Origin of the sequence: Litoribacter ruber, assembly GCF_018449405.1 — a bacterium.
GTDB classification, from domain to species: Bacteria; Bacteroidota; Bacteroidia; order Cytophagales; family Cyclobacteriaceae; genus Litoribacter; species Litoribacter ruber.
This window is the reverse complement of sequence record NZ_JAHCMY010000005.1, coordinates 130,334-146,844: the sequence shown is the minus strand read 5'-3', so window position 1 is coordinate 146,844 and position 16,511 is coordinate 130,334. Positions and strand designations below refer to the sequence as shown.

Genomic DNA, 16,511 nt, shown 5'->3' with positions numbered 1-16,511 from the left:
AGATTTTTCTGTATTTTGCCTGAATTAAACCCTTATAACCTAACTACATCAAGGCCTTAGAGCTATGGATAAAACTTACTCGCAGATCTTTCAGCATATTTCCTCACCTGCGGCCATTTGTTTAGCTGACGCCCCCCAATTTACCCTTCTTGATGCCAACCCAGCCTATCTTGCGGCGGTACAAGCCAAAAGTGAAGACATTATTGGGAAAAGTGTTTTTAAGGCATTTCCCGATCTTGGCGAAGACCGCAATGCCGGGGGAGGTTCCAAGGAACTTTATGCCTCTTTGAAGAAAGTGGTGGAAACCGGCAAAGAGGTCAAACTCCCAGTTTTTAGATATGACATCCAAGACTCCACATCTGGTGAGATAATCGAAACTTTCTGGGAAAGTCATTATATACCGCTTTTTGGTGAGAATAATACCGTAACCAGAATATTAGCCAAAATTGAAAATGTAACCGACCATGTTAAAACCATGGTCAATCCCAACCCTGGTGTTTCTTTGCTAGATGAGGTAGATTTAAAATTCAAAAATATATTTGATCTTGCCTCCGAAGGCATCGCTTTGGTGGATTTAGAATACAACTGGAAGGAGGTCAATCCTAAAACCTGTGAAATATTAGGGTTTAGCCGCTGGGAATTATTGAAGAAAAACTTCAAGCAAATGACTCATCCAGCTGACTTGGACACCCTTGAGCTCGGACTGAAAAATCTACCGGAAAGCTTCAAAGGTGAAATAAGGTTTTATAGCAAGCAGGGGGGCATCGTTTGGACCTTCCTGAGCATGAATCTGGTGAGGAAGAAGGATCGCAGTCCCTATCATTATGTGGCCCATCTGCTAGATATCACAGAAAAAAAAGAAATTGAAATCGCCCTGCAGGAGAGTGAGCAACGATATCAATCCCTGTTTTTGCAGAATCCCGATGCCGTTTTCGCTTTTGACATGGATGGGCGCTTTGCATCGGCCAATGAAGCTACTTTGAAACTCAGTGAGTCTACCATGGAAGCCCTTATTGGCTCATATTTTCTCCCTCTTATCCCCTTTGAAGACAAAAGAAGGGTATATGAGAATTTCCTCCAAGCATCCATGGGTACGGCCATCACCTATGAGACAGGACTGATATCAGCCAAGGGGACGGAGCGTACCCTTTCAGTAACCAATATGCCTATTAAAACAGGTGGTAAAATCATTGGTGTCTTTGGTATTGCCAAAGACGTAACCGAAAAGGTAAAGGCAGACCAGGCCATCCAAAAATCCAGGGATCAGTACGAGCAGCTCATCTCCACTATTGATGGTATAGTATGGGAGGCAAATGAAAACCTTAAAACGGCATTTATTTCTCCCCAATCCGAAAAAATCCTCGGCTATAAGCCTAAAAAATGGTATGCCAATGATAATTTTTGGATGGAAAAAATTCATGCCGAAGACCATCAAAAGTTTTGGAAAAGCTTTCTCGAAGGTATGGACCAAGGCGGCAATTTTACCATGGAATACCGTATGGTAGGATCCCTTCAACAGATCGTTTGGATCCGAAACCAGGTTACCGTAATCAAACGCCCCGGGCGGGCCACGGTTTTGAGAGGTGTAATGAGCGATATCACCGCTTCCAAAATCACTGCACAAGAACTTGAAATCCAACAGGCCAAACTTTCCAAGATCATGGAAAGATCCTTGGATGTGATTTGCACCATTAATGAAGATGGACATTTCGTAGACCTCAGCGATGCCTGTGAACGCGTTTGGGGGTATACCAAAGAAGAGTTGACAGGAGTTTCTTTTTATAATTTCGTGCATCCAGATGATTATGATGGCACCGTAAATGCCATGGGAGAAATCTTGACTGGCAAGGATATCCGCTCTCATGAGAATAGGTATATACACAAAAATGGCCATGAAGTCCCTATGATCTGGTCAGCCCATTACGATCCTGAAACCAAATTGATATACTCTGTAGCCAGTGACATTACCAATAGAAAAGCTGCCGAAATAACCATGCAACTGAATGAACGCCGGTACCGCGCTTTAGTGCAAAACGGGGTGGATGTGGTGGGTATTGCCAATTCAGAAGGTGTTTTTGTGTATGTTAGTGATAACATTTATGGAGTGACCGGCTACACCTCGGAGGAATTAACCGGAAAAGCCAGCGAAACTCTGATACACCCAGAGGACGAGCATATTTTAATTGAAGCCCTCCAAAATATTCACATCCAAAAGCAGCTTACCATGCCCCCGCACCGGTTTAAAAAGAAGGATGGCACCTTTATTTGGGTGGATACCATCGTAACAAACCTGTTGGATGATCCAGCTGTTGAGGGATTGGTTTTTAATTCGAGGGACATTACACATAAAATTGAAGCCGAAAGTGCGCTGAGGATTTCGGAAGAAAAATATAGACTTCTCTTCCACTCCAGCCCCCTTCCCCAATGGATTTTTGATGAAGCATCACTCAAGTTTTTGGATGTAAACCAGACGGCTATCAATAAATACGGCTACACAAGAGAAGAATTTCTGTCTATGACCATCAAGGACATCAGGCCGAAAGAGAATATTCCTAAGCTCAAAAAATCCTTAAAAAAATATGACCCCAGTAATGGGGTGCACAACTATGGAGTACACACCCATCTCAAAAAAGACGGCACTCCTATAAAAGTGGAAATTTCTGGCTATGATTTTCATTTTAGGGATAAAAAAGGGGTAATGATCGTGTCTGTAGATGTAACCGAACGTGAAAATGCCCTTAAGCAGATCCAACAACACCAGCAACAGTTACTGACAGCCCAAAAAATGGCTCACATGGGCTATTGGGAAGTCCGGGTGAATGAAGAAAGGCTTTATTGGAGTGAAGGAGTTTATGAGATTTGGGAAATTAACCCAGATATGTCAGTTGATCTGGAATACTTCTTTTCTACAGTGCATCCAGCAGACTTAAATTATGTCAGGGAGCAGGTGGGTAAGTCAATGGAAAGTGGAGAACCACTTGATATTGAGTATAGAATCCAGCTTTCGCAATTTAGAACCAAATGGGTGCAATCTCTGGGGAAAGCAGTGAAAGATAGCAAAGGTAATCTTGCCATTTTTGAAGGAACAGTTCAGGATATTACCGGAAGAAAAAATGTGGAAGCAGAATTGGCGGAGAGTAACAAACGTTACGAATTGGTAATTTCCGCAACCTCGGATGCCATCTATGATTGGAACTTGGAGAAGGAAACCATTTTGTTTGGCGATGGTTTTTACAAGATTTTTGGTTTCGAAGACCAACCCTTTTCCAACATGTCAGAATGGGAAAGTAAAGTACATCCAAATGACCGCAAAGAAGCCTTGCAGAGTATCGCTAGATTCATAAGTAGCAAGGAAATACATTGGGAATGCAGGTATAGGTTTCAACGTGCTGATGGAGAATATGTGATGATTCTTGATAAAGCCATGGCCATCCGAAACCAAAACCAGGAAGCCATCAGGTTGGTGGGTGCTATGGAAGACATTACCCAGCAGAGCACTCATGAGGATATAGATAAATTAAGACTGACACTGGCTGATATCTTTTCTGAAAAAGATTCCCCGCGGAAATCCCTAAAACGTTCTTTGGAAGAGATTTTAGCTTATACAGAACTAGACTACGGTGAGATCTGGTTTCCTGAATCACCTGGAAGTACCAAACTGAAATTAGTAGGCTGGTCCGGCTCTATAGCAGAGGAAACCTCTTATTACATCTTGGATACTGCACAAAACGGATCTTTACCAGGAAAAATTTTCAATCAAAAGGAAATAGGGTATTTTAAAAATATCCAATCCACACCCTTATTTATCAGGAAAGACTTTGCCAAAGCCAATAGGCTGGAATGCGCCGTGGGGTACCCCATAATTTTCAATGGGGAAGTATTTGGAGTCATGTTACTTTTTTCCAAGCGAAAGGAATGTGTGGTCGAAAAAGTGGCTCCAATACAGCAAAATATTTTGGACCAAATGGCTAGGGATTACGTAAGGAAAAATGCAGAGCATACCCTCAACCTGTTCTTTGACCTCTCCGAGGACATTCTCATCATATCAGATTTCGATGGTAAGGTTAAAAAAATGAATTCAGCAGCAGAAACCATCCTTGGTTACTCCGCAAATGAGGTCAATAACATCATGATTAAAGAGGCCATTCACCCTGACGATTTGGAGGTATCTCTAGCTAAAATGCAGGATTCCATCAAAGGGAAATCTATACACCAATTTGAAAATCGGATCCAAACCAAATCCGGTCAAATACTCCGCCTCTCTTGGACTACCAGTCCCTGGGTAGAAGAAAAATTGATGTTTTCAGTGGCTAGAGTGATCACCTAGAATGTCAATGGATGCGAAGAAAGAACCCTTAAAGTAATTTTATAAACAAAATTCATATGGTTATAAACGGTTAAATAATGTAAATTAATGTAAATTTAACAATCCCAATAAAATTACATATTATCAAGCTAAACACCTTGTTTGACATGTATATTCCAATGACACCTATATGAAATTTTATATTATTGATTTATTAATGCAAATAATTTTTAATTAATTTTAATTAAACTTCAAGAATTTTATTCTGGGAATTGAATTACAGCAATAATAACAATTGTTATCCTTTTCTTAATGCATATTTTCTAGCACATTAACGTCAAAACCAAAACATACTTCTGTTTAACTGTCAAAATTTTATTTTTTCATTTTGGAATTTTTTAAACAGTTTACCTATTGTAAGAAGCAATTAATAGAATAAAAATAACTAAATTGCCCTAAAATTGAATCTCCGCCCAATATTCAGTTTTTTCGGTCATAAGTTTTAATGCACCCACTATGGATCCAATTTTTCAACAAATATTCAATTATACCGACACCCCCTCTATAGTGTTTGGTATAGATGAACCCGAATTCACCATTAAGAATGCAAATGAAGCTTTCCTCAAAATTGCCCTTGCACCAAAAGAATTGATCGTGGGCAAAACGCTGTTTGAAGCTTTTCCTGCCATGGAAGATCAGGAACAGGGAGCTGAAGACATGCTGGTAGCCCTTCGGCATTCTTTGCATAAGAAAGAGCCTTTTAAGCTTACGGTTTTAAAGTATGATGTCAAAAATCATTACACGGGAGAAAAGGAGGAGAAATACTGGGAAATCACCAGTCAACCAATATTGGACAGGAATGGTGAGGTCCTGTATATTTTGGTAAAAACCTATGACATCACAGAATCCATTTCAGATTTGCTGGCCCCAAAATTCCAAACTGCCCTATCGGCAGAAATGGATTTTAAATTCAAGAATATTTTTGAACTTTCCTCAGTGGCTATTGCCTTAATAAATCTTGACGGAGTCTGGGTGGAGGTAAATCCCAAAATGACCGATTATCTGGGTTACGGACGCTACGAATACTTAAATCAAAAGTATGAGAAATTTATCCACCCCGCAGATATAGACAGTTTTGGATATGGTTTGGGCCAACTGAATATCGATAGAAAATCGGTATTCAACACTGAGATTAGATTCTATCATCGCAATGGCAAAACTGTTTGGTTTTACGCCAGCGTGACCCTTATCAAAGATAAAAAAGATCGGCCATTGCATTATGTGGTCCATTTTATAGACATTACCGATCGAAAAGAGGTAGAGTTGGCCTTGCTGGAAAGTGAGCAAAGATACCAGTCTCTCTTCCACCACAACCCAGACCCCGTGTTTGCCTTTAGCCTGGACGGCAAATTCATCAGTGCCAATGATGCCACATGCAGACTTACCCAGCTGACCTGGGATCAACTTTTGGGTAACTTGTTTTTGCCTTTTATCCCCTTAGATGATAAAAGGAGGGTTTTTGATAATTTTCTAAAGGCCTCTGAGGGAAAGTCTTTGAGCTACAATACTGGGTTTCTTTCCAGTAAAGGAGAACTTAAGACACTTAACATTACCAACATGCCGATCATCTCCCACGGGAAGATTGTTGGTGTATATGGTATTGCTAAAGATATCACCGATAAACTGAATGCGGAAATCACCCTGCTTAAAGCCAAAGATCAATATGAACAGCTTATTTCTACCATTGATGGAATGGTGTGGGAATCAGATGAAAACCTGAAAACGCTTTACGTCAGCCCACAAACAAAGGAAATCTTGGGCTTTTCACCCGATGAGTGGTATAATCATGAGAATTTTTGGTTTGAACACGTGCTCCAAGAAGACCGAAATGCCCTTTGGGTGGCTTTCCTGGAAGGTATGGAAACGGGGAAGAATTTTACTTTTGAATCAAGGATGATTGCTGCCGATGGCCGGACAGTATGGTTACGGAACAACGTGTCTATCATCAAACGGAAAGGCCGGGCCACCGTTTTGCGTGGGGTAATGACTGACATCACCAAAGCCAAAGATGCACAACATGCTTTGGAGGCCAACGAAGCCAAGTTAAAAAAGATACTTAACCAATCTCTTGATGTCATCTGTACCATAAGCCCTGAAGGCAATTTTATTGACGTCAGTGAAGCCAGTTTGAAGGTTTGGGGCTATAAGCCGGAAGAATTGTGCGGCACCCCATACGCTGATTATGTGTATGGGGAGGACCAATTAAAAACCTCCGTAGCAGCTAGTGAAATCCTTTCAGGAGTTGACCTCACTAATTTTGAAAATCGGTATATCCATAAAGATGGACATTTGGTAGACACGGCTTGGTCGGTACATTTTGATTTTGCCGAAAAAATCATGTTTTGTGTGGCCAAGGATATTACTGAAAGGAAAAAGTACGAAGCGGCTATTAATCAGAGTAACCAGCGTTACGAACTTGTCACACAAGCCACTTCAGACGCCGTTTGGGATTGGAATATAGAGACCGGACAGGTTTTTAGGGGAAGTGGGTTTCTCAAGATATTCGGCCACAATCCCTCTCTCCTGCCCCAAGATGTCAAGGCCTGGGATAACCTTAACCATCCCAAGGACCGGGAAAGGATAGCTGAAAGTATTAAGAGATTCATAGATAGCCAAGAATTACACTGGGAGGATGAATATCGGTATAGAAAAGCAGATGGAGATTATGCCTATGTGCAGGATAGGGCAATAGCCGTAAGGGACAATTCTGGCAAAGCCATAAGAATAGTGGGGGCACTGTCGGATATCACACAAGAGAAATTTTTGGAAAAAGAAGACAAACTTAGGATTGATCTCGGCGCTGTCTTTAGAAAAGAAAACAGTCCCGGCAAAGGTCTTCGTAAATCCCTTGATATCATTCTGGAATTTACTGAATTGACCTATGGAGAAGTGTGGTTCAAGCCTTCAGATAAAGAAGGGTTAGTTCTCTCCTCTTTTGGGGGAAATGTGATTCAGTCCCCTCGGGATTTTCCATTAAATTTCTCAAAAGGAGAGGGAATTCACGGAAAAGCTTGGGAGACCGGCGAAAAGCTGTTTTTCACCGATCTTCAGAATTGTGAAGAGTTTGTCCGCAAGGACTTCGCCATAGCCAATAAGCTTGAAAGTGCGGTAGTCTTTCCGATTTGCTGCAATGGAGAAACTATTGCGGTTTTTGCCTTGTATGCTCAAGACAAAAACACCATCATCAGATCTACTTCTCAGATCAGCCTCAGTATCTGTGAGCAATTGGCCACCGATTACGTATGTAAGAAATCAGAAAATGACCTTAATGCCTTTTTTGACATTTCAGGTGATATGCTTTTTATAGTGGGAATGGATGGTGCCTTCAAAAAAGTGAATAAAGCCGCCCAGCAGACATTGGGATACTCAGAATCAGAGATGTTTAACGCTTACTTTGTTGACTGGGTTCATGATGAGGATAAAGAGGAAACTGTACAGGTTTTTTCTAGAATGGAGGAGCCCGGTCATGTGATGAAGAATGAAAACCGCCTTAGAACCAAGTCTGGAAAGTATAGGTGGATCGCCTGGACATCTACCTCCCTAGTAGATGAAGGGGTATTTATTTCCGTAGGCCGGGACATCACGGAGCGTAAAGACTATGAAGAAAAACTGAAAGCAAGCAAAGATGAAGTAACCAAAACGCTGGAAAGCATACAAGATGCGTTTTTTGCCTTAGATAAGAGTTTTAAGGTTACTTACTGGAATCGGGAGGCAGAAAGGCTCTTAGGAGTAAAAAGAGAAGAAGTTCTGGGTAAAGTTCTTTGGGATTCTTTCCCGGAGGCAGTATCATTGGCTTTCTTTGACAAATACAACAAAGTTATGACGGAAAAAGTATCTCTTAATTTTGAGGAATTTTTCCCTCCGGTAAATACCTGGTTTGAAGTTACCGCTTACCCTTCTGAGGATGGTATCACCGTTTATTTTAAAAACATCAACGAACGCAAGCAACTTGAGCTCGAGCTGATGCAGTTTAAAAATGTGATTGAAAACTCCAAGGAAGGCATCGGAATTCTAAACTTTGAACAGAATACCCATTACCGCAACCCCGCACTACTGGCTAAACTTGGACAGCCAGATGACAGATTCAAAGGGGTAGAAAGGCCTGCCCAGTATTTTACCGATCCAAAGAAGGCCAAGGAGGTATTTGACACTTTAACGAACGGAAAGTATTATGATGGCATCATTACCCTGACAACCCAGAGTGGGGAACATGAGGACTTTCACCTGAGCGCAGGCCCAATATTTGATGAGAAGGATAAGGTAATCGCTGTCTTTGGTATCCATTCTGAGATCAAAAAAGAAGACCAGGTACTTCAATAGAAAAAATTCCCCATGAACCAAAATCATGGGGAATTTTTTATTCTGCCCCTTTTTTGCAAACTTAGTAAGACTGTAATTCTTCCTAACCTTACACCCGATCTTCAATATGGATCAAAGTCTTTTACAAGGCATCTTTGATGGTGCTCCCACTTCCTACCTGATTGTGGAGGCAAACAAACCGATTTTCACCATTCTAGATGTGAATAAGTCCTATCTCAGGGACACAAATAGGGAAAAAGAGGATTTGATTGGCAAGGGGATTTTTGAGGCCTTTCCGAGTCTGGGTGACGACAATGGACCCAAAAACCTGGAAAACAGTTTGAACAAAATAATCCGGGAAAAAAAGGCCCATGAAATGCCGATCGTAAAGTACGATGTCTTTAACCATCGAACCGGCAAAATCGAGGAACACTATTGGGAACCCATTAATACACCCATTTTAAATGAGCAGGGGGAGGTAGAATGTATTATCCATCAAGTCAAGGAGGTAACGGATTATGTATTGCTTCAAATTAAAAACAATTCGGAGAAATCACAACTAGAAGAGACTAAGCTTAAATTTGAATCGGTATTCAACTTCAGTTCTGCAGGTATTGCTATGCTTGATCTAGACGGCAGGTGGATAGAAGTTAACCCCAAAATATGCGAGATCACGGGCTACAGCAGAAAGGAACTGTTTGAAATGACTTTTCAGGACCTCACCCACCCGGATGATCTGAAAAATGACCTTGAGCATGTCCAAATGCTACTTGAGGATAAAATCAAACACTATAAACTCGAAAAAAGATACCTTCATAAAGATGGTCATGTGATATGGGCTTGGCTCAGTGTGACCTTGGTCAGAAAAGGTAATGGCAAACCCTATCATTTCATTTCCCATGTGCTGGACATCACAGATAAAAAAGAAAACGAAAAAGCTTTATTGGTAAGCGAAAACCGATACGAATCACTTTTTCAACACCACCCAGACGCCGTTTTTGCCTTTGATCTGAACGGCAAATTTATTGAAGCCAATCAAAATGCTGTGGCAATAGCGGAGGGAAGTTTATCAAAACTTTTAGACTCAAACTTTTTGGTATTTCTTCCTGATGGGGAAAAACAGCGTGTATCCGACTATTTCCAAAGGGCCAAAAATGGTGAACAGCTCAATTACAATATAGATTTCACCTCTTTCAAAAACACAAAACTGCGCCTTAATATCACCAACCTCCCCATTTATCAAGGTGAGGAAATAACGGGCGTTTATGGCATTGCAAAAGATATTACGGCCTCAGAACAAGCCAAGACTGAATTAAAAGAATCCAGGGACCGGCTTGAAAAGGTCTATAGCAGGTCACTGGACGTAATCTGCACCATAGATCGGGAAGGCAACTTCCAGGAAGTGAGCCAGGCCAGTCATAAAATTTGGGGCTTTTCACCTGAAGAGCTTACCGGGAGGTTGTACATTGACTTGGTCCATCCTGATGATCGGGACATTACCCTTGCTGCAGCCCAGGCCATCATGCAAGGCCAGGATGTCACCGCCTTCCAAAACCGATACCTTCGAAAAGACGGCAAGGTTGTCCCCATTATCTGGTCAGCTCATTATGACCCTGAAGACCAGCTCATGTTTTGCGTTGCTAGAGACGGAAGGGAAAAGATAGAGGCGGAAATCATCTTGAGAAAGAATGAAGAAAGGTTCAGAAAACTTGTCCAAGACGGTAGCGACTTGATCGCCATTTTGGATGAAGAAGGAAATTACGCCTATGTGAGCCCCACCTCCTACTCCATACTTGAGATTAGCCCAGAGGAGCTTTTGGGCAAAAGCGCATTTGATTACATCCATCCGGAAGATGTGGATAATGTATATGAGCATTTTGGCAGACTGGAAAGGGAGAGACGGATTAGCCTTCCTCCATTTAGGTTTCAAAACAAGCACGGCCAATGGCGCTGGATGGAAACCCAAATAACCAACCTTTTGGAAGATTCTACCATCAAAGGAATTGTGGCCAATTCCAGGGATATTACTGAAAGAATCAAGGCTGAAATTGAACTTCAACAGACAGCCGAAAAATATTGGACGCTGTTCAACTCCAGCCCCCTACCCCAATGGATCTATGATCTGGAAACTTTACGCTTCCTAGATGTCAACCATGCCACGGTAGAATTTTATGGGTATGACCAGGAGGAATTTTTGAGAATGACCCTTGCGGATATCCGACCTGCGGAAGAAATTGACAAAATGATGATCGCCCACCAGGAAAATCTGGGAGAAAAATCTACACACAAATTCGGCATCTTTACCCACCAAAAATGTAACGGTGAACTGGCAAAGATGGAGATCTATGGTTATGCTCTTACCTATCAAGACCTTCCCGCCAAAATGATCATTGCCTTGGACGTTACAGAGCGAGAAGAAGCCTTGTCCAGGCTTTATGATAGGGAAAACAAACTCGTAGCCGCCCAAAAACTGGCCAAAATAGGATATTGGCAGAATAATCTAGAAAAGCAACAAATCGATTGGTCAGATGAGGTGTATGAAATGTTTGGGGTTCCTCTTGGGACTGTCATTACTGAACAACACCACTGGGCGCCGATTCCGGAGGAGGAAAGAACGACCTTCCACAAAGTCATTCAGAATTGCATTGCAAACAAAGACAGTTACGAATTTGAACATAGCATAGTCCTTCCGGATGGATCAGTAAAATGGATTAAGGAATTTGGCTATTATCGGCCGAATCTCGATGGCGATTGGGTGCTTTCGGGCACTGTGCAGGACATCACCAAAGATCGCTTGGCCAAAGAACTCCTCATTGAAAGCGAATCCCGCTATCGGGCTATTATTGAATCACACACCAGCTTTGTGATCAGAACGGACCTGGAGGGCCAATACACCTTTTGTAATGAAAAGTATGAGGAAACCTTTGCCTGGATTTATTCCGATGGAAAAATCCTAGGCAAAAAAGCCGTGGACTCTATTATGCCTTATCATTTGGAAAAAATGGAAGAGACAATTGAAAAATGCCTTACATTCTCCAATGAAGCATTTAGAGTAGAAATTGACAAGAGAACACCAGATGGAAATCCTATGACCACCATATGGGAATTCATGGCCCTATCGGATTATGGCGGCAATATAACGGAAATCCAGTGTGTAGGTATTGATATTACCGACCGTAAAAAAGCGGAAATGGAGCTAAGGACAAGTAACCAGCGGTATGAACTAGTAACTAAAGCTACCTCTGATGCTGTGTGGGATTGGGATATTGAACAAAACTCGATCTTCAGGTCAGCCGGCTTTAGTGAGATGTTCGGGTTTTCCGAAGAACAAATTCAACTAGGCCATGATTTCTGGCAAAGTAAGGTTCACCCCAAAGATTTTCATTGGCTAAATGAATCCATTTACAATTTTATCCACCATTCCAAAGACCAAAATTGGATTACAGAATACCGTTTTTACAATGTCAAGGATGAGATTTTGTACGTAAGGGACAGAGCCATTGCTGTCAGGGATGAGAAGGGTAAGGCCATCCGACTGGTTGGAGCGATTCAGAATATCACTGCCCATAAAATCAAAGAAAAAGAGGATAAACTAAAGCTCTCCCTAAGTCAAGTCTTTGCCCAAAATGCATCTGTGGAGCAAATATTCCATGACTCTTTGGGCAAGCTGCTAGAGTTTACTGAACTCGATTATGGCGAAATATGGATTGCCAACCTGGATAATACCAGACTTAACATGGTCACCTATAAAGGGGACTTGAATACCTCCCCTACCAAGTACAAAATGTCCTTCAAGCGCGATGAGGGCTTTCCGGGGATGGTGTATGGTTCGGCAGAAGTAGTTTTGTTAGGTAACCTGGAAAAACAGAATTCATTTGTTCGACACGAGTTCATTCAACAAAACAAATTCAGCTGTGTCATTGGTTATCCCATAAAATTTGAAAAGGAAATTATTGGGGTTATCTGCTTATTCCGACATGAAAGCAATGACCCTCTTAACAACCATCCCAAGATATCGGAAAGCAGCCTTCAGCTTTTAGCCTTGGATTTTAAGCGCAAAAAGGCTGAACTGGATTTGAACCTATTCTTTGACCTCTCTCCAGATCTTTTGTGTATTGCCAATCTTCAGGGTTATTTCAAAAGGGTCAACGCTTCTTTTACAAAGTTGCTAGGTTACGATTTTGAAGAGATTCAAGATGTTAACTTTTTGGACATCATCCACCCCGAGGATGTGGAAAAAACCAAATCGGCTTTGGGTAACCTGGACATCGGAGAAACCATCTACAATTTCGAAAACCGCTATATCAAAAAAGATAAGACGGTCATTTGGCTTAGTTGGACTGCCACGCCTCTGGTGGGTGAGGAGCATGTTTTTGCCATCGCAAGAGATGTGACTGAGAGGAAGAAGTATGAGCTCGAGCTGGAAGCCTCCAAAAAGCAAGTGACCGATACCCTGGAAAGTATTCAGGATGGTTTTTTTGCCCTTAATGATGATTATATTGTGACCTTCTGGAATTCTGAAGCAGAAAAATTACTTCGAAGGAATAAAGAAAAAGTGATAGGCACCTTGCTTTGGGATCATTTTCCTGAGGCCTTGGAGTTGGCATTCTACAAATCCTATGAAGAGGTCAAAAGGACCAAAAAGCCAATTAGATTTGAGGAGCACTTCCCTCCCCTTCAAGCTTGGTTTGGCGTAAGTGTATTTCCAGCGGAGGAAGGGCTAACTGTCTATTTTAAGGATATTACCAAAGAAAAGCTAGCTGAGCTGGAATTGTTGAAGTTTAAGAAAGTAATCGAGAACAGCCAGGAAGCCATCAGTATTATTAATATCCAGCCAAAAAGCATTTACCTCAATCCTACCTTTGAGAAAAACCTTCAGCTAAACTCAAAGGAGCTTGAGGGTTTTGGGGAAATAAACCTGTATGAAAACAAACAGAAGGGGGCAGCGATATTTGAAAAGCTTTTCGACGGGGAGTTTGTCAAAGAAGAGGTTGATCTGTTAAACCAAGCGGGCGAAATCCTCCATTACTCCCTTAGTGCAGGGCCGATTTATGATGATAATGGAAAGCTTGTCGCCATTTATGGAATCCATGCCGATATTAGCGAACGGATCAAGAATGAAAACAGATTAAAGGAACTTAACCGCAAATTGGAAACCCACGCCAAGGAACTTGCACGATCAAACGCCGAATTGGAGCAGTTTGCCTATGTGGCCTCCCATGATCTACAGGAACCCTTGAGAATGGTTACTAGTTTCCTTAATTTGCTGGAGAAAAAATACAAGGAGCAATTAGACGATAAGGGAAGGAAATACATTTATTTCGCAGTGGATGGCGCCAAAAGGATGCGGCAGATTATCTTGGATCTATTGGAATACAGTCGTGTGGGCCGGATGGAAGACAAGTTCGAAAAGGTAGATATGAATGGCATTCTGGAAGAAATCCGATCGCTCCACAGACAGCAGATTGCTGAAACAAGCGCAAAGATCCTCGCGGATACATTGCCCACCCTTACTATACCAAAGGCACCCATCAGGCAGGTTTTCCATAACCTGATCAACAATGGCCTGAAATACCAGGCACCTGGCAATAGGCCTGTAATAAAGATCCAATGGAAAGAGTTGGCGGATCATTTTGAATTTTCTATTGAAGACAATGGAATAGGTTTCAATCCTGAATACAGGGAAAAGGTATTTGTCATTTTCCAAAGACTGCACCAGCGCGAGGAGTATAGCGGCACCGGAATGGGGCTTGCAGTCACCAGAAAAATAATTGAAAACCTGAAAGGGAAAATATGGGTGGATTCAAAAGAAGGTATCGGGAGTACTTTTTACTTTACGATTCCCAAAAAAGCCCCTAAATCATAACTCTAAAATAAACCCGTGGTGAATCCAGTTATAATTGCTCATTATCACATTATTTTTTAACTTGTAGCATATGAATCCCATAAAAATTCTATTAATAGAAGATAATGAAGGAGATATCCTTTTGACTCTGGAGGCTTTTGAAGAAGGAAAGATTTTTAATACCATCCAAGTGATCCGGGATGGGGAGTCAGCCATAGATTATCTGGAAAAAAGAAATGACTTTGTCAGAGCCTCCCGTCCCGATTTGATTCTATTGGATGTAAATCTTCCCAAAAAAAACGGCCACGAGGTTTTAAAATATATCAAACAAACTGAACACTTAAAAAGTATTCCTGTCATTATGCTCACGACTTCTTCCTCACAAGTGGATATCGACAGCGCCTATAAGAATTATGCTAATTGCTATATTACCAAGCCAGTTGAAGTAAGTGATTTCATAGAGGCTGTGGGAAAAATAGAAGATTTTTGGATTAATATCGTACAACTACCAACCAACAGTTAAACTGTGTATAAAGACCACAAAAAATACAAGGTCCTGGTAATAGAAGATAACCCAGGCGATTTTGCATTGATTGAGGATTACCTGCAGGAATACATAGCCAATCCTGAAACCATTCAGGCCAAAAGCTTTAAAGAGGCTGAATATTTCCTATGCCAAACAGATGATTGCCCCTATGATGTGGTGCTGTTGGATTTATCCCTTCCTGATGGTAGTGGTGAGCAACTTATTTTTGACCTCAACGCATTGGAACCCGGCTGCCCTGTCATAATTCTTTCAGGATACTCTGATTTTGAATTCAGTGTAAGATCACTTTCTTTGGGGGTTTCGGATTATTTGATTAAGGATGACTTGTCCCCTTCTGTTCTTTATAAGAGCCTGGTTTACAACATAGAGCGGAAAAGGATACTTCATGATTTGGAAGAGTCAAAAAGCCGCTACAGCCACCTTTTTCACCTGAGCCCCCAGCCGATGTATGTCTTTGATCTGGAAAGTCTCAAATTCCTGGACGTTAACCAGGCGACCATTGGCCACTATGGTTTTTCGAGGGAGGAATTTTTGTCCATGACTATCAAAGAAATTCGACCAGCGGAAGAAGTAGTCAAGCTGGAAAATCTTATCCAAAGCTCAAGGCTTACCCAAAAGCCATTTCATGGAATGGCCAAGCACCGTAAAAAAAATGGTGATATAATTCATGTTGAAGTCAAAACCAATTTTATAAAATTTAAAGATCAAGATGCAATATTGGTACTATCTTCTGATATCACGGAAAGATTAAAATACATCAAAACCATAGAAAAGCAAAACCAGCAGATGAGGGAAATTGCCTGGATCCAATCCCATGTAGTAAGAGCCCCCATAGCTCGGCTGATGGGCTTGGTAAATTTGATTGATTTGGAAAAAGCCACTGATAAAGACCATAAAGAATTGCTTACGCATATCATGGATTCAGCAGAGGAACTTGACAAAATTGTACGTGAAATCAACACCAAGACAAAAGAAATGTAAATCACTGTCAATGAAATGATTACAAGACCGGCACCCTCAGTGCTGGTCTTGCGTTTTTAGACGGTTTATATACAAAATCGAAACGTTCAACAGCTGTTATAGACCATTTAAACACAAATAATAATTTGAACGTAAATAATGATTATTTAATTAAAATAAAAATAATTTATAACGTTTAGATTAAAATCTTGTAATAATTTGCTATATTTACATCATACCTTTATAAAAGCACTTAATATTGTTATTTAATGAGTAAGATTAACCCTTTAATTATCATAGGATTTTTTGGAATTGGAGTTACCTTATGTATGCAGCTTTTTTTATTGGCATTCTATGATATCCCGTCCACCCAAAAGTCTTTCATGGCAATCCACCCCATCTTTGCCACCATGGTAGTTATTGGCTACATCAAGGACATTTCCTCCAAGCCTAGGAAGAAATTGATGAGGAAGTGATATGCTGTACTAAGTACG

Annotated in this window: 6 protein-coding genes; all 6 read left to right on the top strand. The window is 41.2% G+C overall.

Features of this window, described 5'->3' with window-relative positions; translation table 11 throughout:
- Positions 1-64: 64 nt before the first annotated feature.
- The 6 genes from KI659_RS11000 to KI659_RS10975 all read left to right on the top strand — a co-directional run bounded on the left by KI659_RS11000 (position 65) and on the right by KI659_RS10975 (position 16,493).
- On the top strand, positions 65-4,327 hold the full coding sequence (locus KI659_RS11000) for a PAS domain S-box protein (protein WP_213945397.1): 4,263 nt from the start codon (positions 65-67) through the stop codon (positions 4,325-4,327).
- A gap of 495 nt (positions 4,328-4,822) precedes the next feature.
- Positions 4,823-8,686: a PAS domain S-box protein gene (locus KI659_RS10995; protein ID WP_213945396.1), complete on the top strand. Its 3,864-nt coding sequence runs from the start codon at positions 4,823-4,825 to the stop codon at positions 8,684-8,686.
- A gap of 106 nt (positions 8,687-8,792) precedes the next feature.
- A complete protein-coding gene (locus tag KI659_RS10990; RefSeq protein ID WP_213945395.1) occupies positions 8,793-14,531 on the top strand; it encodes a PAS domain S-box protein in 5,739 nt (1,912 codons plus the stop codon).
- A gap of 70 nt (positions 14,532-14,601) precedes the next feature.
- Entirely contained in the window at positions 14,602-15,033 is a 432-nt protein-coding gene (locus KI659_RS10985; protein WP_213945394.1) for a response regulator, read from the top strand.
- 3 nt (positions 15,034-15,036) lie between these two features.
- Positions 15,037-16,038 carry a response regulator gene (locus KI659_RS10980; RefSeq protein ID WP_317195966.1) on the top strand — a complete coding sequence of 334 codons (1,002 nt, stop codon included), beginning with the start codon at positions 15,037-15,039 and terminating at the stop codon, positions 16,036-16,038.
- A gap of 308 nt (positions 16,039-16,346) precedes the next feature.
- Entirely contained in the window at positions 16,347-16,493 is a 147-nt protein-coding gene (locus KI659_RS10975; RefSeq protein WP_213945393.1) for a hypothetical protein, read from the top strand.
- The last annotated feature ends 18 nt before the right edge of the window (positions 16,494-16,511 follow it).